The sequence below is a fragment of the Catellatospora chokoriensis genome (assembly GCF_011297315.1).
Lineage (GTDB): Bacteria > Actinomycetota > Actinomycetes > Mycobacteriales > Micromonosporaceae > Catellatospora > Catellatospora citrea.
Map to the genome: position 1 here is coordinate 57,082 of NZ_JAAOTI010000038.1, position 22,171 is coordinate 79,252.

The 22,171-nt window shown below is 72.2% G+C and carries 22 protein-coding genes; 8 read left to right on the plus strand and 14 right to left on the minus strand.

Annotated elements, in window-relative coordinates; all coding sequences use genetic code 11:
- Window positions 1-7 precede the first annotated feature (7 nt).
- The gene (gene mtrA / locus HAV39_RS37450; RefSeq protein ID WP_120316862.1) at window positions 8-697 is read right to left on the minus strand and encodes an MtrAB system response regulator MtrA; all 690 of its coding nucleotides are present in this window, start codon (window positions 695-697) and stop codon (window positions 8-10) included.
- Between the two features lie 234 nt (window positions 698-931).
- Here mtrA and HAV39_RS37455 point away from each other — a divergent pair, with 234 nt between their 5' ends.
- Genes HAV39_RS37455 through HAV39_RS37475 form a run of 5 tightly spaced genes read left to right on the plus strand, consistent with a single transcriptional unit; the run spans window position 932 to window position 5,890 of the window.
- Window positions 932-1,786 (plus strand): hypothetical protein, encoded by an 855-nt coding sequence (locus tag HAV39_RS37455; protein ID WP_191843891.1) that lies wholly within the window; start codon window positions 932-934, stop codon window positions 1,784-1,786.
- A complete protein-coding gene (locus HAV39_RS37460; RefSeq protein ID WP_239120848.1) occupies window positions 1,786-2,352 on the plus strand; it encodes a DUF4129 domain-containing protein in 567 nt (188 codons plus the stop codon). Before HAV39_RS37455 ends, HAV39_RS37460 begins: the two co-directional genes overlap by 1 nt.
- A complete protein-coding gene (locus tag HAV39_RS37465) occupies window positions 2,349-3,581 on the plus strand; it encodes a DUF4350 domain-containing protein (RefSeq protein WP_191843892.1) in 1,233 nt (410 codons plus the stop codon). Before HAV39_RS37460 ends, HAV39_RS37465 begins: the two co-directional genes overlap by 4 nt.
- Window positions 3,578-4,570, plus strand: coding sequence for an AAA family ATPase (locus HAV39_RS37470; RefSeq protein WP_191843893.1), 993 nt, complete (start codon window positions 3,578-3,580; stop codon window positions 4,568-4,570). The genes HAV39_RS37465 and HAV39_RS37470 overlap by 4 nt, the downstream gene beginning before the upstream one ends.
- 6 nt (window positions 4,571-4,576) lie before the next feature.
- Window positions 4,577-5,890 (plus strand): DUF58 domain-containing protein, encoded by a 1,314-nt coding sequence (locus HAV39_RS37475; protein WP_191843894.1) that lies wholly within the window; start codon window positions 4,577-4,579, stop codon window positions 5,888-5,890.
- A gap of 46 nt (window positions 5,891-5,936) precedes the next feature.
- Here the strand turns inward: HAV39_RS37475 and HAV39_RS37480 are convergent, their stop codons facing one another.
- Window positions 5,937-6,947, minus strand: coding sequence for a stage II sporulation protein M (locus HAV39_RS37480; protein ID WP_191843895.1), 1,011 nt, complete (start codon window positions 6,945-6,947; stop codon window positions 5,937-5,939).
- An 84-nt stretch (window positions 6,948-7,031) separates the two neighbouring features.
- Between HAV39_RS37480 and HAV39_RS37485 the strand changes: the two genes are divergently transcribed.
- Window positions 7,032-7,988, plus strand: coding sequence for an RDD family protein (locus HAV39_RS37485; protein WP_191843896.1), 957 nt, complete (start codon window positions 7,032-7,034; stop codon window positions 7,986-7,988).
- Window positions 7,989-8,107: 119 nt separating this feature from the next.
- On the opposite strand, the gene efeB is transcribed toward HAV39_RS37485, so the two are convergent.
- The 11 genes from efeB to rfbA all read right to left on the minus strand — a co-directional run bounded on the left by efeB (window position 8,108) and on the right by rfbA (window position 20,082).
- Complete coding sequence (efeB, locus tag HAV39_RS37490; RefSeq protein WP_191843897.1) at window positions 8,108-9,367, minus strand: iron uptake transporter deferrochelatase/peroxidase subunit; 1,260 nt, start codon at window positions 9,365-9,367, stop codon at window positions 8,108-8,110.
- Window positions 9,368-9,442: 75 nt separating this feature from the next.
- Window positions 9,443-10,570: an iron uptake system protein EfeO gene (efeO, locus tag HAV39_RS37495; RefSeq protein WP_191843898.1), complete on the minus strand. Its 1,128-nt coding sequence runs from the start codon at window positions 10,568-10,570 to the stop codon at window positions 9,443-9,445.
- 29 nt (window positions 10,571-10,599) lie between these two features.
- A complete protein-coding gene (gene efeU, locus HAV39_RS37500) occupies window positions 10,600-11,472 on the minus strand; it encodes an iron uptake transporter permease EfeU (RefSeq protein ID WP_191843899.1) in 873 nt (290 codons plus the stop codon).
- Between the two features lie 169 nt (window positions 11,473-11,641).
- Complete coding sequence (ahcY, locus tag HAV39_RS37505; RefSeq protein ID WP_191843900.1) at window positions 11,642-13,093, minus strand: adenosylhomocysteinase; 1,452 nt, start codon at window positions 13,091-13,093, stop codon at window positions 11,642-11,644.
- Window positions 13,094-13,477: 384 nt separating this feature from the next.
- Complete coding sequence (manA, locus tag HAV39_RS37510) at window positions 13,478-14,641, minus strand: mannose-6-phosphate isomerase, class I (RefSeq protein WP_191843901.1); 1,164 nt, start codon at window positions 14,639-14,641, stop codon at window positions 13,478-13,480.
- A 4-nt stretch (window positions 14,642-14,645) separates the two neighbouring features.
- Complete coding sequence (locus HAV39_RS37515; RefSeq protein WP_191843902.1) at window positions 14,646-15,566, minus strand: cation diffusion facilitator family transporter; 921 nt, start codon at window positions 15,564-15,566, stop codon at window positions 14,646-14,648.
- A gap of 43 nt (window positions 15,567-15,609) precedes the next feature.
- On the minus strand, window positions 15,610-16,812 hold the full coding sequence (locus HAV39_RS37520) for an SIS domain-containing protein (RefSeq protein WP_120316874.1): 1,203 nt from the start codon (window positions 16,810-16,812) through the stop codon (window positions 15,610-15,612).
- Window positions 16,812-16,994 (minus strand): Trm112 family protein, encoded by a 183-nt coding sequence (locus tag HAV39_RS37525; protein WP_120316875.1) that lies wholly within the window; start codon window positions 16,992-16,994, stop codon window positions 16,812-16,814. Before HAV39_RS37525 ends, HAV39_RS37520 begins: the two co-directional genes overlap by 1 nt.
- A 105-nt stretch (window positions 16,995-17,099) precedes the next feature.
- On the minus strand, window positions 17,100-18,479 hold the full coding sequence (locus HAV39_RS37530; protein ID WP_191843903.1) for a phosphomannomutase/phosphoglucomutase: 1,380 nt from the start codon (window positions 18,477-18,479) through the stop codon (window positions 17,100-17,102).
- A 119-nt stretch (window positions 18,480-18,598) separates the two neighbouring features.
- The gene (locus HAV39_RS37535; RefSeq protein ID WP_191843904.1) at window positions 18,599-19,198 is read right to left on the minus strand and encodes a dTDP-4-dehydrorhamnose 3,5-epimerase family protein; all 600 of its coding nucleotides are present in this window, start codon (window positions 19,196-19,198) and stop codon (window positions 18,599-18,601) included.
- A complete protein-coding gene (rfbA, locus tag HAV39_RS37540; RefSeq protein WP_191843905.1) occupies window positions 19,195-20,082 on the minus strand; it encodes a glucose-1-phosphate thymidylyltransferase RfbA in 888 nt (295 codons plus the stop codon). Before rfbA ends, HAV39_RS37535 begins: the two co-directional genes overlap by 4 nt.
- A gap of 46 nt (window positions 20,083-20,128) precedes the next feature.
- Between rfbA and rfbB the strand changes: the two genes are divergently transcribed.
- Complete coding sequence (gene rfbB / locus HAV39_RS37545; RefSeq protein WP_191843906.1) at window positions 20,129-21,106, plus strand: dTDP-glucose 4,6-dehydratase; 978 nt, start codon at window positions 20,129-20,131, stop codon at window positions 21,104-21,106.
- A gap of 2 nt (window positions 21,107-21,108) precedes the next feature.
- A complete protein-coding gene (gene rfbD, locus HAV39_RS37550; RefSeq protein ID WP_191843913.1) occupies window positions 21,109-21,972 on the plus strand; it encodes a dTDP-4-dehydrorhamnose reductase in 864 nt (287 codons plus the stop codon).
- Window positions 21,973-22,017: 45 nt separating this feature from the next.
- On the opposite strand, the gene HAV39_RS37555 is transcribed toward rfbD, so the two are convergent.
- The coding region (locus HAV39_RS37555) for an aldehyde dehydrogenase family protein (RefSeq protein ID WP_191843907.1) at window positions 22,018-22,171 on the minus strand (154 nt) is incomplete at its 5' end.

Here is a 22,171-nt window from a genome sequence, read left to right on the forward strand (position 1 = left end):
GTCAAGGTTAGCTGGTGCCGGCCTTGTAACCCACGCCGCGCACGGTCAAGATGATCTCCGGCCGCTCGGGGTCCGGTTCGATCTTGGCGCGCAGGCGCTGCACGTGCACGTTCACCAGCCGGGTGTCCGCCGAGTGGCGGTAGCCCCAGACCTGCTCCAGCAGCACCTCGCGGGTGAACACCTGGCGCGGCTTGCGGGCCAGCGCGACCAGCAGGTCGAACTCCAGCGGGGTCAGCTTCACCTCGGCCCCGTTGCGGGTCACCGTGTGCGCGGGCACGTCGATGATGATCTGGTTGTCCGGCGGCCCGATGGTCAGCAGCTCGGGGGTCACGTCCTCGCCGCGGCGCAGCCGCGCCCGCACCCGGGCCACCAGCTCCTTGGGCTTGAACGGCTTGACCACGTAGTCGTCGGCGCCGGACTCCAGGCCGAGCACCACGTCGACGGTGTCGCTCTTGGCGGTCAGCATCACGATCGGCACGCCGGACTCGGCCCGGATGGCGCGGCACACGTCCAGCCCGCTCATGCCGGGCAGCATCAGGTCCAGCAGCACCACGTCGGGGCGCGCCTCGCGGAAGGCGGCCAGGGCCCGCTCGCCGTCGGCCACGAAGGCGGGCACGAACCCCTCGCTGCGCAGCACGATGCCGAGCATCTCGGCGAGCGCGGGATCGTCGTCCACCACCAGGACACGCGCCCTCATGCGGTAAACCTCGGCATCATCGGCTCGCTCATGCCGTCCAATATCCCATCCCACCCGCCGAGACACGAACCCGCTTCACCGATCTCGTCCGATCGGCCAGGGTAGGGGCCACGTATATGGCCACGCCGTGCCAGGATGGCGGCGGCCTCCGCCACCCCCGGAACACGGCTCTTCCCCGGCATGCGCCACGCCGCGGGACCGGCTCCGTTTCGCCGACACCCCTCGGAGCGACGATTGGAACGCGCCACGCCCTCGGCCGCGCGCCGGCTGCCGCGTGACGCGGCGCTGCCGCTGCGCCCGCTCACCTTGGGCGAGCTGCTGGACACGGCTTCCGAGCTGGTCCGCCGCCGCGCCGTCCCGCTGCTGGCGACCGCCGCGGGGCTCGCGCTGCTGGAGCAGGCGGTGCTGGTGCCGGGCCGGCTCACTCTGGACATCCGCCTCGGCGACGGCCCGGCCGGCCTCAGCGGCGGCTACTGGGTGCTGCTGGCGATCGGCGCGGGGCTCGAAGCCTTGATCATCAGCTGGCTCGGGCCGGTGGCGGGCCGGGCCGCCGTCTCGGCCGTCACCGGCCGGCCGGCACCCCGGCCGGGGTGGCGTGACCGGCTGCGGGAGGTCGAGGCGACGGCCCTGGTAGGCCTGGTCGCGGCGGTGCCCGCCGCGCTCGGGGCGTTCCTCGGCCCGGTCTGGCTGCTCGGGTATCCGCTGTTCGGGCTGGCCGCGGTCGCGGTGACGATCGAGCGTCGCGGTCCGGTCAGCGCGCTCAAGCGGGCGGCCGGGCTGGCCCTGCGCGGCGGTATGCGCGGCGCCGCCGTCCGGGTCGTCGGCTATTTCTCCTGGCTGCTCATCCGCTTCGCCTTCTACCTCGGCCTGCTCGCCGGGGTGAGTTATCTGGAGCTGCCCGGAGACACCGCGGAGTGGCTGCTGGTGCCGATGATCGTCGCGGCCAACGCGCTGGCGTACGCGAGCCTGGCGGCGCTGGACGCGGCGCTGCTGATCGAGTCGCGGGTGCGCCTGGAGGGCCTCGACCTCTGGCTCACCGGCGCCGCCCGGCACCGCGAGCCCGGCGCCGAGATGCTGGCGGCCCGCTGATGCGATGGTGGAACGAGACGGTCGCGGTCTTCGACGACGTCATCCCGTTCGGGCTGGCCGCGTTCCTGCTCCTGCTGCTGGCGGCCATCGCCGGGGTGCTGTGGTACACCTTCCCGGCCTGGCTGCCCACGCGCTGGCGGGTGCGCCGGACCCGGTCGGCCGGCGAGCCGGCTCGTGACGTCGAGCCTGCCGATGACCGGCCCGCCGCGGACGAGGACGACCCCGCAGCCGAGGAACTGCCCGCGCTGGCCCCGGAGGTCTATCTCTCCCAGGCCGACCGGTACGCGGCGGAGGGCCGCTGGGCCGAGGCGGTCCGCGAACGGCTGCGCGCCATGGTGCGCGAGCTCGTCGACCGGGGCGTGGTCGAGCACGTGCCCGGCTGGACGGTGACCGAGCTGGCCCGCGCCGCCGGTGGAGCCCGCCCCGAGCTGGGGCCCGCCGTGCAGGGCGCGACGGGGATCTTCTCCGGCATCTGGTACGCCCAGCGTCCGGCGACCGCCGGGGACGACGAGCAGATGCGGGGCCACCTGGCCACCGTGCACGAACTGGTGCGAGGTGGGCGATGACGAGCCCAACACAGCGCCGCCGGCGGTGGCGGCTGGTGCTGCCGATCCTGCCGGTGCTCGCGCTGATCACGTACTCGGTGACCGCGCACATGGTCGAGGAGCCGTCGCCGTCCGATCCGGCGTACCTGGCCCCCGCCGGTGCCGGCCCCGACGGCGCGGCCGGGCTGGCCGAGCGGCTGCGTGCCCGGGGCGTGACGATCCGTACCTTCACCGACAGCGACGACGCGTTCGAGGCACTCGGACCGACCCGCGGCGACGCGACGCTGTTCGTGCCCAGCCCCGGATTCCTCTACCGCGGCCAGCTCGACTGGCTGCGCTGGCTGCCCGACCGCGTTCGGGTGGTGCTGGTCGAGCCGGACGCCGCCCAGGTCACCGCAGCCGTCGACGCGGTCGGGGCGACCGGGCGGCGCTGGGCGACCGGCGTGGCCGCCCGCGGCGCGGACTGCGGGCTGACCGAGGCCGGGCCCGCCGCGGTGGTGCGCACCCGCTACGGACGGCTGGAGGACGCCAGGGCCGTCGTCGAGAGCTGCTACGACGGCGGGTTGGTCCGGGTGTTCGAGCACGGCAAGGAGTTCGTGCTGGTCGGCAGCGCCGACCCGTTCCGGGCGGAGCGCGCCGCCGAGCACGACAACGCCGCGCTCGCCCTCGACCTGCTCAGTGCGAAGAGCACCCTGATCTGGCTGGACCTGCACGAGCGGGAGCCGGTCCCGCCGCAGCCGTCGAAGTCACCGGTGGTCCGGGACGACTATGACCCGCCCAGCCGCAACGACGCCAAACCCGCCGGGGGGCCGAGCCCGTTCCCGGACTGGCTGTTCTGGGTGGTGCTGACGCTGCTGGCCGCGACGCTGACGGTCATGCTGGCGCGCGGTCGCCGGCTGGGCCCGCCCGTGCCGGAGGCGCTGCCGGTGGAGGTGCCCGGCGCGGAGACCGCCGCCGGACGGGGCCGGCTCTACCGGCGGGTCCGGGCCCGCGGCCCGGCGCTGGAGACGCTGCGCGCCACCGCCCGGCGCAGGCTCGCCGTGGCGCTGGACCTGCCCGCCGCCACCGGCCCGGAGACGCTGCTGCCGGCGCTGCAGGCCCGCACCGGTGACGACCCGCGTCGCCTCGGCGAGATCCTCTACGGGCCGCCGCCGCAGACCGACCAGGAGCTGCACGACCGTGCCGTGGAGCTGCGGCGCCTGGTCGAACACGTGACCGCACGACCTGTCAACGAAGGAGAGCACCGGTGACCGAGCCGTCGACTACCGATACCGCCGAACCCGCCCGCGCTGAGCCCGTCCACAGCGTCCTCGGCCGGCTGCGCGCGGAGGTGGCCAAGGCGGTGGTCGGCCAGGACGGCGTCGTCGCCGGGCTGGTCATCGCGCTGCTGTGCCGCGGGCACGTGCTGCTGGAGGGCCCGCCCGGGGTGGCCAAGACCCTGCTCGTACGCAGCCTCGGCGCGGCCCTGGACCTGGAGATGAAGCGCATCCAGTTCACCCCGGACCTGATGCCCGGCGACGTGACCGGCTCGGTGGTCTACGACCCGCGCAGCGCCGAGTTCCAGTTCCGGCCCGGCCCGGTCTTCACCAACGTGCTGCTGGCCGACGAGATCAACCGGACGCCGCCGAAGACCCAGTCGTCGCTGCTGGAGGTGATGGAGGAGCGCCAGGTGTCCGCCGACGGGGTGACCCGCCCGCTGCCCGAGCCGTTCCTGGTCGCCGCGACGCAGAACCCGATCGAGCACGAGGGCACCTACCCCCTGCCCGAGGCGCAGGTGGACCGCTTCCTGCTGAAGCTGACCGTGCCGCTGCCCGCCCGCGACGAGGAGCTGGGCGTGCTGCGCGCGCACCACGCCGGCTTCGACCCGCGCGACCTCGGCGCGGTCGGCATCAAGGCGGTCGCCGGGCCGATGGAGCTCGCCGCGGCCCGCGAGGCGGTCGGCCGGGTCACCGTGACCGAGCCGGTGCTCGGATACATCGTGGACGTGTGCCGGGCCACCCGGGCCACCCCGTCGGTGGAGCTGGGCGCGTCGCCGCGCGGCGCGACCTCGCTGCTGGCCACCGCGAAGGCGTGGGCCTGGCTGGGCGGGCGCGACCACGTGACCCCGGACGACGTCAAGGTGATGGCGCGGCCCACGCTGCGCCACCGGCTGCGGCTGACGCCCGAGGCCGAGCTGGAGGGGGTCACCGCCGAGTCGGTCCTCGACTCCGTGCTCGCCTCCGTGCCCACCCCGCGGTAGCGCGTCGTGCCCACCGCTCGTGCCGCCCTGCTGGTCGCGCTGTGCGCGCCGGTCGTCGGCGGGCTGTCCGCGCTGTACGGCATCCCGCCGTGGGCACTGTGCGGCGTGCTGCTCGCGCTCGTCGCGGCGGCCGTGCTCGCCGACTGGGCGCTGGCCGCCGACCCGCGCCGGGTCACCGTCCGGCGCGAGTCGACCGGCGCCGTGGTGCGGCTCGGCGAGGACGTCGAGGCCGTGCTGACCGTGGCCAACCGCGCCGGCGCCGACGCCCGGCTGCTGGTCCGCGACGCCTGGGTGCCCTCGGCCGGGGCGCGGCCGTACGCCCACCGGGTAGCCCTGGCCGCGGGCGACGCGGCGACCCTGACCACCACGCTGACGCCCACCCGGCGCGGCGACCGGGCCGCCGAGCGGGTCACCGTACGCAGTCACGGCCCGCTCGGGCTGGCCGTGCGCCAGGCCCACCACCGGCCGCCGTGGACGCTGCGGGTGCTCCCCCGGTTCACGTCCCGCAAGCACCTGCCGGAGAAGCTGGCCCGGCTGCGCACCGTCGAGGGCGCGACCGCGATCCGGGGCCGTGGCCAGGGCACCGAGTTCGACGTGCTCCGCGAGTACGTGCCCGGCGACGACGTGCGCTCGATCGACTGGCGGGCCACCGCCCGGCGGCGCGACGTCATGGTGCGCACCTGGCGGCCCGAGCGCTCGCGGCGCATCGTGTGCGTGCTGGACACGGGCCGCACCAGCGCGGTGCGGGTCGGCGACGAGCCCCGCCTCGACGCCGCCATGGACGCCGCGCTGCTGCTGGCCGCGGTCGCGCAGGAGGCCGGCGACCAGGTCGACCTGATCGCGGCCGACCACCGGGTGCGCGCGGTGGTGGCCGGCTCGCACGGCCGGGCCACCCTGCCCCGCCTGATCAACGCGGTGGCCCCGCTGCAGCCCGCGATGGTGGAGACCGACTTCGAGCTGATCACCAGCGAGGTGCTGCGCCGGGAGCGCAAGCGCTCGCTGGTGGTGGTCTTCACCGCGCTGGAGCCGGGGGCGCTCGGCGAGGGCCTGCTGCCGGTGCTGCCCCGGCTGGCCGCCCGGCACCGGGTGCTCATCGCCGCCGTGCACGACCCGGCCCTGGCGGCCTTGGCCGCGACACCGCTGCACGGTGCGAACGACGTCTACGCCGCGGCAGCGGGCACCCGCGCGCTGGCCGAACGCGAGAAGCTGAGCGGCGCGCTGGCCCGGCACGGCGTGGAGGTGCTCGACTTCCCGGCGGACACGTTCGCCAGCCAGGTCACCGACGCCTACCTCGCCCTGAAGGCCACCGGCCGACTCTGACCGCCGGCAGCGTCATGCCCGCCCGCCACCGCGGCCTTGCCCGGTGTCATCCCCGCGCTGCACTTCGGGACGGCACCGGGCGGCCGCTCCCGTCGGCGGCGAGCTCGGGTTCCCTCGCGCGCTCGGCTCGGCGGCCCAGCACGAAGACGTACGCCAGGAAGGCGGTCCACACCAGCACGCCGATCGCGTCCCGCACGAGCAGGGGCAGGAACGACGGCGTCACGAACGCCTCCAGCAGCCCGGCCACGGCGAGCACGCCGACCAGCCCGACCGCGCCGACGATGCCCTGCCGCGCGGCCGCGGCCAGCGACTGCCCGCGGGTCAGCAGCGGCTCCGGCACCACCCACGACCAGCCGACCCGCAGCCCGATGCCGGCGGCCACGAAGATGGCGGTCAGTTCCAGCAGGCCGTGCGGGGCGATCAGGCCGAAGAAGACGTCGGCCCGGCCGTGCCCGATCATCAGGCCGCCGGTCAGCCCGATGCTCAGCGCGTTCTCCCACAGGATCAACGCCACGGGCAGCAGCAGCACCCCCGCGGCCAGGCTCTGCGCCGCGATCCAGGCGTTGTTGGTCCACACCAGCAGGCCGAAGTTGGGCGCGAAGTGCTCGCTGTAGTAGTCCTCGAAATCGTGGTGGACCAGGCTGTCGATGTCGGCTTCGCTCATCCCGAAGGCGCGCGGCAGGGTGGGGTCCTGAATGACCCAGGCCGCGACCGCCGAGGCCACCAGCAGGAAGCAGACCGCGGCGCTGATCCACCAGCGGCGTGCCTGGTAGATGGCGAGCGGCAGGTCGTGGGCGAGGAAACGCGGCACCCGCTGCCAGTCCACCGGCTGCGCCCCGGTGATCGCCGCACGGGCCGACAGCACCAGCCGGGACAGCTCGGCCACCAGCGCCGGATCGGGGGTGCGGCTGCGCACCACGGACAGGTGGGTGGCGACCCGCTGGTAGAGCAGCACCATCTCGTCGGCCTCGGCCGCGGTGGGCTTGCGTCGCCGGCTCAGCACCTCCAGGCGCCGCCACTCGCCGCGATGCTCGGCCACGTACGCGTCCAGGTCCACCCGTTCGTCCTCTCACCCGTTGTGCGCCGACCGGCAGCCTAGCGGGGACGGTCGCGGGGCGCGGTCCTGTGATTCACTGTGCCGATGCGGCAGGGGCGGGATACGGCGGAGAGCACGGCCGGGCTGGTCAGCGGCGAGGCAGTGCACCTGGAGGTCCGGCTGGCCCGGGCAGGCTCGCGGGTGCCCGCCCTGCTGATCGACATCGTCGCGCAGGTCATGGTGTTCTTCCTGCTGGTGCTGGTCCTGGTGGCGTTCTTCGGCATCACCGGGCTCGGCGACGCGGCCAGCTCCCAGGCGTCGTACATCATCGCCCTGGTCCTGACGACCGTGGGCTACCCGACGCTGCTGCTGGTGCTGACCCGGGGCCGGTCGCTGGGCAAGCTCGCGATGGGCCTGCGTGTGGTACGCGACGACGGCGGCCCGATCACGCTGCGCCAGTCGCTGACCCGTGCGCTGGTCGGGGCGACCCTGGAGTGGCCGGGCCTGCTGCTGATCGTCAACTGGGCGGTGAGCCTGGTCGTGCTGACCGGCTCGCCACGCGGCAAGCGCCTGGCCGACGTCGTCGCGGGCACCATCGTCATCCACGACCGCACTCCGCAGGGCTGGGGCTGGGTCCCGACGACCCCGCCGCCGCTGGCGCGCTGGGCGTCGACCCTCGACCTGACCGGCCTCGACGACGAGCTGGCGCTGGCGGCACGCCACTTCCTGGCCCGCAGCCGCGGGCTCAGCGAGCCCTACCGCACCCGGCTCGGCCATGCCCTGGCCACCGAGATCGCCGCCTGTGTCACCCCGGCTCCCCCGCCCGACACCCCCGGCTGGGCATACCTGGCCGGTGTCATCGGCGAGCGACACCGCCGCGCGTCCCAGCGCCTGGCCCGGGACCGCGCCAGCCACGCCATGCTGTGGCCGGAGCTCTTCGCGCCCGTGCCCGCCCCGGCGCCCGCCGGCGCCGCGCCGGGCGAGCCGACGCCGTTCCTCCCCGGCCAGCCGGGCGGCCCGGCCGCAGACCTGCGGTCGCTGCGACCGGCCGCCCCGGCCTGATCCCGCCGCACCGGCGAACATCTCGCGCTGCCGGAGGCTGCGCACCGGCCCCACCGAACCGAGGCTCCGACCGGCCGTTCGCACGGCGGGGCGGAGCCTCGGTCTCTGCTGCGCTCGGGTCAGGCGAACAGCGCCCGGCCCCAGTGGTCGCCGTCGCCGGTGACGCCGGGCGGGCAGGCCCACAGGCCGCTGGAGACGTGCCGGATGTACTCGTTGAGGATGTCGGACCGGGCCAGGCTGCGCTGCACCGGCACGAACTGCTTGCGGGGGTCGCGCTGGTAGGCGATGAAGAACAGCCCCGCGTCGAGGCGGCCGAGGCCGTCGGAGCCGTCGACGAAGTTGTATCCCCGGCGCAGCAGGTGCGCCCCGTTGTTGAAGTCGGGGTGGGCCAGCCGGATGTGGGCCTCCTTGGCGATGACGGGCTCGCCGTCGGCGCCCTTGGCGGCGAAGTCGGGCTCGTCGAACTCCTTGGCCTGCCCGAGTGGCGCGCCCTCGCCCTTGTCCCGGCCGAAGATCGCCTCCTGCTCGGCCAGCGGGGTGCGGTCCCAGGTCTCGACGGTCATCCGGATGCGCCGGGTGACCAGGTAGCTGCCGCCGGCCATCCAGGCCGCGCCGTCCTCGGCGCGGGCCCACAGCTGCTCGCGCAGCAGGTCGGTGTCTTCCAGCTTGAGGTTGCGGGTGCCGTCCTTGAACCCCATCAGGTTGCGGGCGGTGGCCTGCTCGCGTGAGGTGCTGGAGGTGCGCCCGAAGCCGAGCTGGGAGTAGCGGATGGAGACCACACCGAACCCGATGCGGGCCAGGTTGCGGATCGCGTGCACGGCGACCTGGGGGTCGTTGGCGCAGGCCTGCACGCACAGGTCACCGTCGCTGATCTCGGGCCGCAGCGCGTCGCCCGGGAAGTGCGGCAGCGCCTCCAGCGCGGCCGGCAGGCGGTCGGCGATGCCGAACCGGTCGGCGCCTGCCGCGTCGCGGAACAGGGTGCGGCCGAAGCCGATGGTGAGGGTGAGCCCGGAGGCGGGCAGCCCGAGGGCTTCGCCGGTGTCGTCCGGCGGCGCTTCGGCCTGGCCGCCCACCGCGCCGAGCAGGCCCGCGTCGCGGCCCTGGGTCATCCGGGCGGCCGCGGCGGTCCACTCGCGCAGCATCTCGACCAGCTTCGCGCGGTCCTTGGTGATCACGTCGAAGGCCGCGAAGTGCAGCCGGTCCTGCGCGGGCGTGACGATGCCCGCCTGGTGCTCGCCGAAGAACGCCACCGCGTCGCCGGGCGAGGCCGACGCCGGCGACCGCTGGTCGTCCATCATCGCCGCGCCGACGGCGGCGGCGCCCGCCACGCCCGCGATGCCGACACCGGCCGCGGTCAGGGCGACCCGTCGCGAAACCATCTGCTCCACCTCTCCTCGGGTCCGGCACCGGTCCGGCAGACCCGCCCATCGGGGGTCTGCCGGACCGGCCGGCGACTACTTGGCGACGACCGCGGCGACCTTGCTGATCGGCTCGGCGAGCGCGTTGATCACGTCGCTGAGCTCCTTGAGCTCGGGCTGGGTGAGCTGGTTGTGCAGCTTCCAGCCGTCACCGGCGCGGTGCTTGCCCAGCGCGGTCTCCACGTTCGCGAACGCGGTGTCCAGGGCGGTGACCAGCTCCGGCGCGCGCTCCTCCAGGGTCGGGCGCAGCGCCTGCACGGACGCCTTGGAGCCCTCGACGTTGGCGGCGAAGTCCCACAGGTCGGTGTGCGAGTAGCGGTCCTCCTCGCCGGTGATCTTCCCGGAGGCGACCTCGTCCAGCAGCTCCTTGGCCCCGTTGGCCAGCTGCAGCGGCGACAGCTTCTCCGCGTTGGCCTTGGCCACGATCTCCTTCACGTCGACCAGCAGCTGGTCGGCGATCGGCCCGGACTTGCTGATGTCCTTCTTCTCCCACAGGTCCTGCTCCAGGCGGTGGAAACCGGTGAAGGCCATGCCCTCCTCGATCACCTCGGCCCGGCCGTCGATCTTCGGATCCAGGTCGCCGAAGATCTCCGCGACGGGCTCGATCCGCTCCCAGTAGGTGCGCGCGACCGGGAACAGCGCCTTGGCCTTCTCGGCGTCACCGGCCTTGATCGCGGCGACGAACTCCTCGGTCTTGGGCAGCAGCGCGGCGGTCTGGCTCTGGATGTAGCGCTGGTAGTTCGCGGTGGCCTCGGCCAGCTTCGCGTCGGCGGTCAGCGGCGCGGCCGAACCGGTGACCTTGAACGCGCCCCGGATGCCCTTGCCGATCATGCCCGGCTTGCAGGCGGTCTCGTACGTGCCGGCGGCGAGCTCGACCTTCAACTCCCGGGTCAGCCCCGGCGCGATGTTCTCGACCTCGCCCATCACCCGGTCGCCCGCGGCGTAGACGTAGAACTCGGTGACCTTCGCGCCGCCGTTGGCGATCGTGAACGTGACCGTGCCGGCCGCCGTCTCGGCCCGGCCGACCTCGCACGTCGCGTCGGTCGCCTTGACCGCGATCGGGCCGGTGGTGTCGCCGGAGGCCGCCGGCTCCGGGTCGGTGGTGCAGGCGGACATGCCCAGGCCGAGCACGGCGGTGGCCGTGAGCACGGAGAGCTTGCGCATGGGTGACTCCTGGTTTTCGAGGTGTGGTGTCAGCGGTCGCTGCCGGTGGCGACCGGCGCGGGGGTGGGAGCAGGGGCGGCCGACGGCGTCGCCGGCCGGTGCGGCAGCAGGAAGAGCACGAGCACCGGCACCGCGTACGCGACCCACGCGACGGTCTCCAGCACGGTCGGCGCGGGCGTGAAGTTGAACGTGCCGCGCAGCAGTTCGGCGTACCAGGTCGTGGGCGGCAGGGTCGCGGAGATGTCGAACGCGAGAGTGTTCAGCCCGGGCAGCACACCCGCCTCCAGCAGGTCGTGCACGCCGTACTTGAGGATGCCCGCGGCCACCAGCACCAGCAGCACACCGGTCCAGGTGAAGAAGCGGGTCAGGTTGATCCGCAGCGCACTGCGGTACATCAGGAAGCCCAGCGCGACCGAGGTGGCGATGCCGGCCAGGATCGCGACCACCGACCAGGTCGAGGTGGCGCCCTGCACCGTCGCGAAGAAGATCAGCGAGGTCTCCAGCCCCTCCCGCGCGACGGCGAGGAAGGCGGTGACGACGACGGCCAGCGGGCCGAGCGCGATGGCGGCGTCGAGTCTGGCCCGCAGCTCACCGGAGATGGAGCGGGCGGCCCGGCGCATCCAGAAAATCATCCAGGTGACGAAGACCACGGCCAGGATCGAGGTGATCGCCTCGAACAGCTCCTGCCGCTCGAATTCCAGGTGCGCGCTGGTGTACTGCAGCACCGCCGCGAAGCCCACGGACAGCGCCGCGGCCACGGCGACGCCGAGCCAGACGAAACGCAGCCGGTCCCGGCGATCGGTCTTGACCAGGAACGCCACCAGGATGGTGACGACCAGCGTCGCCTCCAGGCCCTCCCGCAACCCGATCAGGAACGTGGGAAGGAAGACGTTGGCGTCCATGGCACCACCTCAGCTAATAGACCAGCCTTGCCTTAGTAAGGCGAGGCGTACCTTAGCGTAGGTGGCCCTTACCTGAGAAGTCGATCCCCGTCACTTCATTGGATCGGGTCCAGAACAGGAGGAAGGGCGCCCGCTCGGGCGCCCTTCCTCCGTTTCCGCCGATCCCGGTTCAGTACCGGTAGTGCTCCGACTTGTACGGCCCCTCGACCGGGATGCCCATGTAGTCGGCCTGCGACTTGGTCAGCTCGGTCAGCCGGACGCCGAGCGCGTCCAGGTGCAGCCGGGCCACCTTCTCGTCCAGCTCCTTGGACAGCGTGTAGACGCCGATCGGGTACTGGTCGAGCTTGGTGAACAGCTCGATCTGCGCCAGGACCTGGTTGGTGAAGCTGTTGCTCATCACGAACGACGGGTGCCCGGTGGCGTTGCCCAGGTTCAGCAGCCGGCCCTCGGACAGCACGATGATCGAGTGGCCGTCGGCGAAGCGCCACTCGTCCACCTGCGGCTTGATGTTGATCCGCTCGACACCCGGGGTCTTCGCCAGCCCCGCCATGTCGATCTCGTTGTCGAAGTGGCCGATGTTGCCGACGATGGCCTGGTGCTTCATCCGGCTCATCTGCTCGCCGGTGATGACGTCCTTGCAGCCGGTGGCGGTGATGAAGATGTCCGCTGTGGCGACCACGTCCTCCAGGGTGGCGACCTGGTAGCCGTCCATCGCCGCCTGCAGCGCGCAGATCGGGTCGATCTCGGTGACGATGACGCGGGCGCCCTGGCCGCGCAGCGACTCCGCGCAGCCCTTGCCCACGTCGCCGTAGCCGGCCACGACCGCGACCTTGCCGCCGATCAGCACGTCGGTGGCACGGTTGATGCCGTCGATCAGCGAGTGGCGGCAGCCGTACTTGTTGTCGAACTTGCTCTTGGTGACCGAGTCGTTGACGTTGATCGCCGGGAAGAGCAGTGAGCCGGTCTGCTGCATCTCGTAGAGGCGGTGCACGCCGGTGGTGGTCTCCTCGGTCACGCCCTTGATGCCGGCCGCGATCGTGGTCCAGCGCTTGGCGTCCTCGACCAGCGAGCGCTGCAGCACGCCGAGGATGATCGCGTACTCCTCGGAGTCGGCGGTCTCGGGCGACGGCACCGCGCCGGCCGCCTCGAACTCCGCGCCCTTGTGCACGAGCAGGGTGGCGTCACCGCCGTCGTCGAGGATCATGTTCGGGCCCTCGCCGGCCGGCCACTGCAGGATCTGCTCGGTGCACCACCAGTACTCCTCGAGCGTCTCGCCCTTCCAGGCGAAGACCGGCACGCCCGCGGGAGCGTCGACGGTGCCCTCGCGGCCGACCGCGATCGCGGCGGCGGCGTGGTCCTGCGTGGAGAAGATGTTGCAGCTGGCCCAGCGCACGTCGGCGCCCAGGTCGACCAGCGTCTCGATCAGCACCGCGGTCTGCACGGTCATGTGCAGCGAGCCGGCGATGCGCGCCCCCGCCAGCGGCTGGGCGGCGGCGAACTCACGGCGTACCGCCATCAGGCCGGGCATCTCGTGCTCGGCGAGCTGGATCTCCTTGCGGCCGAACGCCGCGAGGGAAAGATCGGCGACCTTGAAGTCGCCGGGGGCAAGGGTGCGGGCCATAGATGAACTCCCAATCGGTCGGCTGACCAGTGCGTGATACAGCCTACTTCTCCGCGCTCCCGGGGACGCGAACGCCTCCCGGCGGCGGGTCGGCAGGGGCCATACGTGTGGCCCGGTTCCCGGACGGACCCTCCGCCTCAGGAACCGGGCCACACTCCCCCCGGTTTGGTTCCCCCGCGCGTGGCTCGGACTGAATGATCCCGATAACGCTGCGTGAGTAAAAGGCTACACTCCGCTCTTCCAGTGTCAAGCAGAACCCTCAGGTCGTCCGCATCGCCGTGTCGCGCTGACCTTCTGGATACACGAAAAGGCCTGACCGGTTGAGAAATGGGGTTCATTTTCAACCGGTCAGGCCCGCGTCCGTTGTGGAGAGGACGGCCCGCATCAGAGCGATGCGAGATACACCTCTCCGGTGCCCGAGAAGATCATCTTTCCGCCGTCCGCGGCGCCGAACGCGGCCTCGCCGCTGCCGAGCAGGGCCGCACCCGAGTTGTCGCCGACACTCACCGACCCCGCCAGGCACAGCGTGGTGCGCGGGCCCGCCGGGTCCAGCGCCGCCTCGCCACCGGCCAGCCGGATGCGGTGCAGCCGGAAGTCGTCCACCGGCACGGACCAGGTGTCCACGCCCGGCGCCACCGGCTCCGGGTCGCGCACCGGGTCCGGCAGCGGTTCGAAACGCAGCACCCGCAGCAGCTCCGGGACGTTCACGTGCTTGGGGGTCAGCCCGCCGCGCAGCACGTTGTCGCTGGCCGCCATGACCTCGACCCCGGCCCCGCGCAGGTAGCCGTGCAGGTTGCCCGCGGGCATCCAGATGCCCTGGCCCGGGGCCAGCACCACGTGGTTGAGCAGCAGCGCGACCAGCACGCCGACGTCGCCGGGGTAGTCGTGCGCCAGCAGCCGCACCAGGCCGCGCGGCCCGCCGCCGGCCGGGCCGTCCGGCAGGTTCCCGGACGCCGCCACCGCCTGGTCGACCAGGTCCGCACGAGTGGCCGCGGGCCAGCTGAGCAGCGCGCGAACGGCCTCCCGCAGGTCACCCGCCGCCAGCGCGCCGACCACCGGCTTGAGCGCCATGACGCCGAGCGCGTCGAGCAGCTCCGCCGACTCGGCCGCCGGCCGGAACCCGCAGAGCGCCTCGAACTCGGTGTACGCCACCAGCAGTTCGGGCTTGTGGTTGGCGTCGACGTAGCTGCGGTGGGCGGCGCCGCGCGGCACGCCTGCGGCGTCCTCGGCCGCGTAGCCGTCGGCCGCCTGCCGCGCGTCGGGATGGGCCTGCAGCGACAGCGCGCGCTCGGCCGCGAGCAGCTTGAGCAGGTACGGCAGACGCACGCCGAAACGGTCGAGCGCGTCGGCGCCGAGCAGGTCGCCCGGCGCCGACGCGATCACGTCGACCAGTGGCACGTCGTCCACCAGGGAGGAGCAGTCGGGATGGGCGCCGATCCACAGCTCGGCCTCGGGGCCTTCGCTGGGCACCTGCCGGCCCTGCACCCGCGCGATCACCTCGCGCGAGCCCCACGCATAGGGCCGGATACGGTTGTGGAGTCGGCGCACGCGCTCAGCCCTTCTGGTAATAGATGTCCGGCTCGAGGTAGATGACCTTGGCGATGGGCACGGCCTCGCGGATCCGTGCCTCGGCGGCGTCGATGCCCTTGGCCACCTCGTCCGCGGTCTCGTCGTGCCGGACTGCGATCTTAGCGGCTACCAGCAGCTCCTCCGGGCCGAGGTGCATGGTGCGCATGTGGATCACACGCTCCACCTCGGGCCCGTTCGCGATGGCGGCGGCGATCGCCTTGACGTGCTCGTCGGTTGCCGACTCGCCGAGCAGCAGGCTCTTCGTCTCCAGCGCCAGCACCACCGCGATGACCACCAGCAACAAGCCGATCATCATGGTGCCCGCGGCGTCCCAGTAGCCGCTGCCCGTGATCAGCGTCATGCTCACGCCGATCAGCGCGAAGACCAGGCCCACCAGCGCGCCCAGGTCCTCCAGCAGGATCACCGGAAGCTCCGGGGCCTTGGCCCGCCGGATGAACTCCTTCCAGCTCGCCTTGCCGCGCACCGCGTTCGACTCGACGATCGCGGTGCGGAACGAGAAGGACTCCAGGACGATCGCGACCAGCAGCACCGTCACCGGCAGCCACTTCCACGCGGTGATCGGCGTCGGGTGCTGGAACTTGTGCCACGCCTCGTACAGGGCGAACAGGCCACCCACGCTGAACAGGACGATCGACACGATGAACGCGTAGATGTACCGCTCCCGGCCGAAGCCGAACGGGTGCAGCGGCGTCGCCTCCCGCTGGGCCCGGCGGCCGCCGAACAGCAGCAGGATCTGGTTGCCCGAGTCGGCGACCGAGTGGATCGCCTCGGCCAGCATCGACGACGAGCCGGACAGGGCCCACGCGATGAACTTCGTCACCGCGATGCCCAGGTTGGCCAGCAGCGCCGCGACGATCGCCCTGGTGCCACCTCCCGCGCTCACGCCGCCACCGCACACATGTAGTTGTTGAGCCCGCTTCGCTCGCTCACTTGCGCAACTGCTCCTTCAGCTCCGTGACGGCCGGCACCGCCATCGGATCCAGGCCATGCCCGAGGCCGAGGTAGACCGAGGCGAAGTCAGTCGCCGCGACCAGTGAGGCGAACCGCTCCAGCGCCGATCCGCCTTCGGCGGTGAGCACGTCCACCTCGATCCCGCGCCTCGCCGCGATGTCCTGCACCACCTCGGCTCGCCGGTCCGTCGTCTGCGCCGCACTGTTCTCGTCGGCGAGCCCACCGTCGCACAGCAGCACCACCTTCAGACGAGGGGGGTCGGCCGTCACGTCGTCAAGCTCGGGATCAGCGAAGATGTCCCGCTCCAGCGCGGCGAGCGCGCCGAACACACCGTCGAGCAGGCCCACCCGGCCGCGACCGGCCTCGCCGAGCGCGTCGGTGACGACCGGGTAGCGGGCGTTCGCGGAGAGCATGTCGCCGTAGCGCACCGCGGCCACCGCGGCCAGCGGCGAGTCGCCCCAGATGACGGGGACCGAGCCGGCCAGGTTCAGGGCCAGCGACTTGGCGCGGTTGACGAACGTCTCGGCGGTGGGCCGGCAGCGGTCGGCATCCTGGTCCAGGCGCACCGCCGTCTCGGCCAGGTCGGCCTCGTTGACCTTGACCAGGCCCAGCGCGCGGGCGGCCAGCAGCACCGGCACCGTCAGTCCCCACAGATTCGCCCGCGCCGCACCGCGGCGCGGCACCGGGATGAAGGGCGCGCGGTAGCGCTCGGCCACCGACTGCAGCGGCGAACCCGGCGCGCCGATGCCCACCAGCCGGGCACCGCGGCGGCCCGCCGCCTCGGCCACGGCCAGCGCCTCCGGCGAGCGGCCCGAAGCCGACACGGCGAACACCACGTCGGCCGCGCCGATCCAGCCCGGCACCTCCACGCTGCGGTGGGTCAGCACCGGCACGAGGCAGCGCGGCCCCGCGATGGTCGCCAGGATGTCACCGGTGCGCGCGGCCGTGCCCGCGCCGACCACGACGACCGCCCGGGGCCGGCCCTCGTCGGCGAGGTGGCTCAGGTCGGTCTCGGCCGTCAGCGTGGTGGCCTCCCGCACCTGCGCGCCGGCCGACGCGATGGCCCGGAGCATGCCTCCGGGATCGCGCGCGGCCAGCGCCGGTGCGTTGTCCAGCAGCGCCTCGTCGAAGAAGCGGTTGCCGCGCACACCCGCGGCGCCGTCGATCGGGCTGCCCATCACTCACCCGCCGGGGCGGTGAGCACCTCGTCGAGCAGCAGCACCGGCAGCCCGTCCCGCACCGGGTAGACCCGGCTGCAGGAGGTGCAGGTCAGCGTCTGCGCCTCGGGGTCGTGGGTCAGCGGCGCATGGTCCTCGGCCGGGCAGGCGAGGACTTCGAGCAGTTGCGGGGCAAGCGACACGTCCGGCTCCTTCAGATCGCTGGCTGAGCTCGAACACGGCTCGTCCCCGACGCGCCGCCGCTCTCGCGGCACGCGCCGGGCGACTCACCACGTTCCGCCAGCAGCCTACCCACGGACCAGCTTCAGCACCTCGTCGCGCAGCTCCGACATCCGCTCCGGCGTCGGGGCCTCGACGTTGAGCCGCAGCAGCGGCTCGGTGTTGGAAGCGCGCAGGTTCACCCAGCTGCCGTCGTCGAAGGCCACGGTCAGGCCGTCCAGCTCGTCCTGCTGCTCGCCGGAGAAGTGCGCCCGCACCTGCGCCAGCTTCGCGGTCTGGTCCGCCACCACCGAGTTGATCTCGCCGGAGGCCGTGTACCGCTCGAACTGCGCGCCCAGCACCGACAGCGGGCCGTCCTGCTCGCCCAGCGCCGCCAGCACGTGCATCGCGGCCAGCATGCCGGTGTCGGCGCCCCAGAAGTCGCGGAAGTAGTAGTGCGCCGAGTGCTCGCCGCCGAAGACCGCGCCCGTGGTCGCCATCTCCGCCTTGATGAAGGAGTGACCCACCCGGGTGCGCACCGGGGTGCCGCCGTGCTCGCGCACGATCTCCGGCACCGCGGCCGAGGTGATCAGGTTGTGGATGATCGTCGCCCCGGGGTGCTTGGCCAGCTCGCGGGTCGCGACCAGCGCGGTCACCGCCGACGGGGACACCGGCGCGCCGTCGGCGTCGACCACGAAGCAGCGGTCGGCGTCGCCGTCGAAGGCCAGGCCCAGGTCGGCCCCGTGCGCACGCACCGCCGCCTGCAGGTCCACCAGGTTCGCCGGCTCCAGCGGGTTGGCCTCGTGGTTGGGGAACGAGCCGTCCAGCTCGAAGTAGAGCGGCACGATCTCCAGCGGCAGCGCCGGCAGCACCGCGTCGCCGAGCACGGCCGGCACGGTGTACCCGCCCATGCCGTTGCCGGCGTCGACGACCACCTTCAGCGGCCGGATCCCGCTCAGGTCCACCAGCGTGCGCAGGTGCGCCGCGTAGTCGGCCAGCATCTCGCGGGTCTCGATGTCGCCCGCCGGGGCCGGCATCTCGGCGCGGGTGTCCAGCAGCTCCTGCGCCCGCTCGCGGATCGCGGCCAGCCCGCTGGCCTGGCCCACCGGCTTGGCCCCGGCGAAGCAGAGCTTGATGCCGTTGTACTGGGCCGGGTTGTGGCTGGCGGTGAACATCGCACCGGGCAGGCCGAGGATGCCGGAGGCGTAGTACAGCAGGTCGGTCGAGCCGAGGCCCGCGTTGATCACGTTGATGCCCTCGGCACGTACGCCGTCGGTGAAGGCCTTGACCAGCGACGGTCCGGAGTCGCGCATGTCGTGCGCGACCACGACGGTGCCCTGGTCCTCCCCCAGCGCCCGCAGCGTCTGCGCGAACGCCCGGCCCAGCGCGCCGGCGACCGGCTCGTTCAGCTGGTCCGGCACGGTGCCGCGAACGTCGTACGCCTTGACGATCTGGGACAGGTCAGACACTTCGACTCCTTCTAACAGATTCCACCGGGGCCAGCCTAGTAGACCGCGCGCCGCAGACCCCGGTCCGGGGCCGCGCCACTGCTTGCACCATAAAAGTTGGACGCCGCGACGCTCTCCGTTCACACGACGCGCAGGCCGGCCACGAAGTCCTGATAGTCCTGATACGTCGGCAGCAGGCCCTGTTCCCGGGCCTCCGCCAGGGTTGGGGCGGCCGCGTCACGCGCCGACAGCAACGGAGCGTCCCCCGGCCAGTTGATGCCGAGGTCCGGATCCAGCGGGTGTACGGCGAACTCGCGCGCCGGATTGTAGACCTCCGAGCACAGATAGCTGATCGTCACGTCGTCCTCGACGGCGCAGAAGCCGTGCCCCAGGCCCTCGGCCAGGTACACCGCCTTGCGGTCGATGTCGTCGAGGCGGACGAACTCGTGCTGCCCGAACGTCGGGGACCCCACCCGCAGATCGACTATGACGTCGAGAACGGCGCCGCGCACGCACGTCACATACTTCGCCTGGCCTGGAGGGATCTGGGCGAAGTGAATGCCGCGGACGACACCGCGGGTCGACGTCGACAGGTTGGCCTGAGCCAGGCGCAGCGGATGGCCGACCGCCTCGGTCAGCCGGTCGAAGCGATACCACTCCATGAAGACGCCGCGCGGGTCGCCGTGCTGGACGGGGACGACCTCCCAGGCACCCTCGATCGACAATGGGTTGATCTTCATTGGATGCCGGGCCCCTGTCCGGCGTGCGCCAGGATGTCCAGCAGGTACTGGCCGTACCCGCTCTTGAGCAGCGGAGTCGCCAGCTCGCGAAGCTGTTCGTCGGCGAGGAACCCGGCCCGCCAGGCGGCCTCCTCGACACAACCGATCTTGAGGGCTTGGCGCTCCTCGATGACCCGCACGAACTCGGCGGCCTGCACCAGCGAACCGAACGTGCCGGTGTCCAGCCACGCCGTGCCGCGGTCGAGGACAGTAACCGACAGTTCGCCCTCCCTGAGGTATGCCTCGTTGACCGCGGTGATCTCCAGCTCGCCGCGGTCGCTCGGCTTGAGGTTGCGGGCGATGTCGATCACGCGATTGTCGTAGAAGTAGAGCCCGGGCACCGCGTAGGACGACTTGGGCGTCTGCGGCTTCTCCTCGATCGAGAGCACTCGGCCGTCGGCGGCGAACTCGACCACGCCGTAGTCGCGGGGGTTCGCCACCTGGTATGCGAAGATCCGCCCGCCGGAGAGATTCTGGTGCGCAGCCAACTGACGGCCCAGGCCGACGCCGTGGAAGATGTTGTCGCCGAGGATCAGCGCGACGGGGTGGTCGCCGAGGAATTCAGCGCCGATGAGGAACGCCTGCGCGATGCCCTCTGGCTGGGGCTGCGTCGCGTAGCTGATGCTGATTCCCCACTGCGAGCCGTCACCCAGCAGCCGGGAGAACTGGTCGGAATCGTCCGGCGTGGTGATGACGAGTACTTCCCGGACGCCCGCCATGAGGAGGGTGGTGAGCGGGTAGTAGATCATCGGTTTGTCATAAACCGGCATAAGTTGTTTGGAAACAGCTTTGGTAATGGGCCACAGTCGGGAACCTGTACCGCCCGCGAGAAGGATGCCACGCATGATGGGCAAGACTACAGCCCCTTTCGTCGGTTAGACTCTCGGACTTGTGAAACTCCTTGTCACCGGCGGTGCCGGCTTCATTGGCTCTGAATATGTCCGCAATCTGCTCCAGGGCAGCTACGGGCCTTCCGAAGCCGACGTCACCGTGCTCGACAAGTTGACCTATTCGGGCAATTTGGAGAACCTGGCTTCCGTCGCCGACGACCCCCGATACACCTTCGTGCAGGGTGACATCTGTGACGCGGATGTCGTCGAGCAGCTCATGCCGGGCCATGACGCGGTCGTCCATTTCGCGGCCGAGACGCACGTCGACCGCGCGGTGCACGGACCCGCGCAGTTCGTCCAGACGAACGTCGTCGGCACCCAGGTGCTCCTGGACGCCGCGAGGCGGCACGGCGTCGGCCGGTTCCTGCACGTCTCCACAGACGAGGTGTACGGCTCGATCGAGCAGGGTTCCTGGACGGAGGAGTGGCCGCTGGCCCCCCGCTCGGCCTACTCCGCGGCGAAGGCGGGTTCCGACCTGCTGGCGCTGGCCTACCACAAGACCTACGAGCTCGACGTGGTGGTGACCCGGTGTTCCAACAACTACGGGCACTACCAGTTCCCGGAGAAGGTCATCCCGCTGTTCGTCACCAACCTGCTCGACGGCGGGTCGGTGCCGCTCTACGGCGACGGCCTCAACATCCGCGACTGGCTGCACGTCTCCGACCACTGCAACGGCATTCAACTGGCGCTGACCAAGGGCCGTGCCGGCGAGGTCTACCACATCGGTGGCGGCACCGAGCTGACCAACCGTGAGCTGACCGAACTGCTGCTGGCTGCCACGGGTCGCACGTGGGATGCGGTCCGGCCGGTCGAGGACCGCAAGGGTCACGACCGTCGCTACTCGCTGAGCATCGAGAAGATTCGCAACGAGCTCGGGTACGAGCCGCAGGTCTCGCTGCACGAGGGCCTGGCGCGCACCGTCGCCTGGTACCGGGACAACCGGAGCTGGTGGGAGCCGCTCAAGGGACGGTCCCTGTGACGATCAAGGTGCTCGTCACAGGAGCCGGCGGCATGCTGGGCACCGACCTGGTGACGGCCCTGGGCGCCGGTGGCTTCACGGCCGTCGCCGCCACCCGCTCGGACCTCGACATCCGGGTTCCCGAGCAGGTCGCCGCCGCGCTGCCCGGGGTCGACATCGTGATCAACGCTGCGGCGTGGACCGACGTCGACCGGGCCGAGACGGAGGAGGAGGCCGCCACCGCGATCAACGGCACGGCGGTCGGCACTCTCGCCGCGGCGTGCGCGCAGACCGGCGCCCGCCTGATACAGATCTCCACCGACTACGTGTACTCCGGCAAGTCGGCCCTCCCGTGGGCGGAGTCCGCGGCCACCGACCCTGTCAACGCCTACGGTCGCGGCAAGGAGCTGGGCGAGCGGGCGGTGTTCGAGCATCTGGGCGATCGTGGCTACGTGGTCCGCACTGCCTGGCTCTATGGCGCACACGGGCGCAACTTCGTCGGCACCGTTCTGCGGCTCGCCGCCCAGCGGCCGACGCTCGACGTCGTCGACGACCAGCACGGCCAGCCGACCTGGACGTGCGCCCTCGCGGACCAGCTGATCGAACTGTGCCGGGCGGCATACGCGGGCAAGGCGCCGGGAGGCGTTTACCACGGCACCGCGTCGGGCCAGACGACCTGGTACGGGTTGGCCCGAGCGGTGTTCGAGTCGTCCGGACTCGATCCTGATCGTGTTCGCCCGGTGGATACGGCGGCGTTTCCCCGGCCTGCCGAGCGTCCCTCCTACAGCGTGCTGGGCCACGACCGGTGGGCGGCTGCCGACATCGCTGTGCAACCGTTCTGGCAAGACCAGTTGCGGGCCGCGCTGGCGCGGTGGCCGATCCGCTGAGGGATCGACCACCGCGGCTCGTCAGCAGGCAATCTTCAGCTGCGGCTAGAGGACGAGACCCGTCAGCACCATGACCCGCGGGTCGGTGTAGTCGTCCATGGCGCTGCGCAGGCCCTCGCGGCCGGTGCCGGAGCCCTTCACGCCGCCGTACGGCATCTGGTCGGCGCGGAACGACGGCACGTCGCCGACGATCACGCCA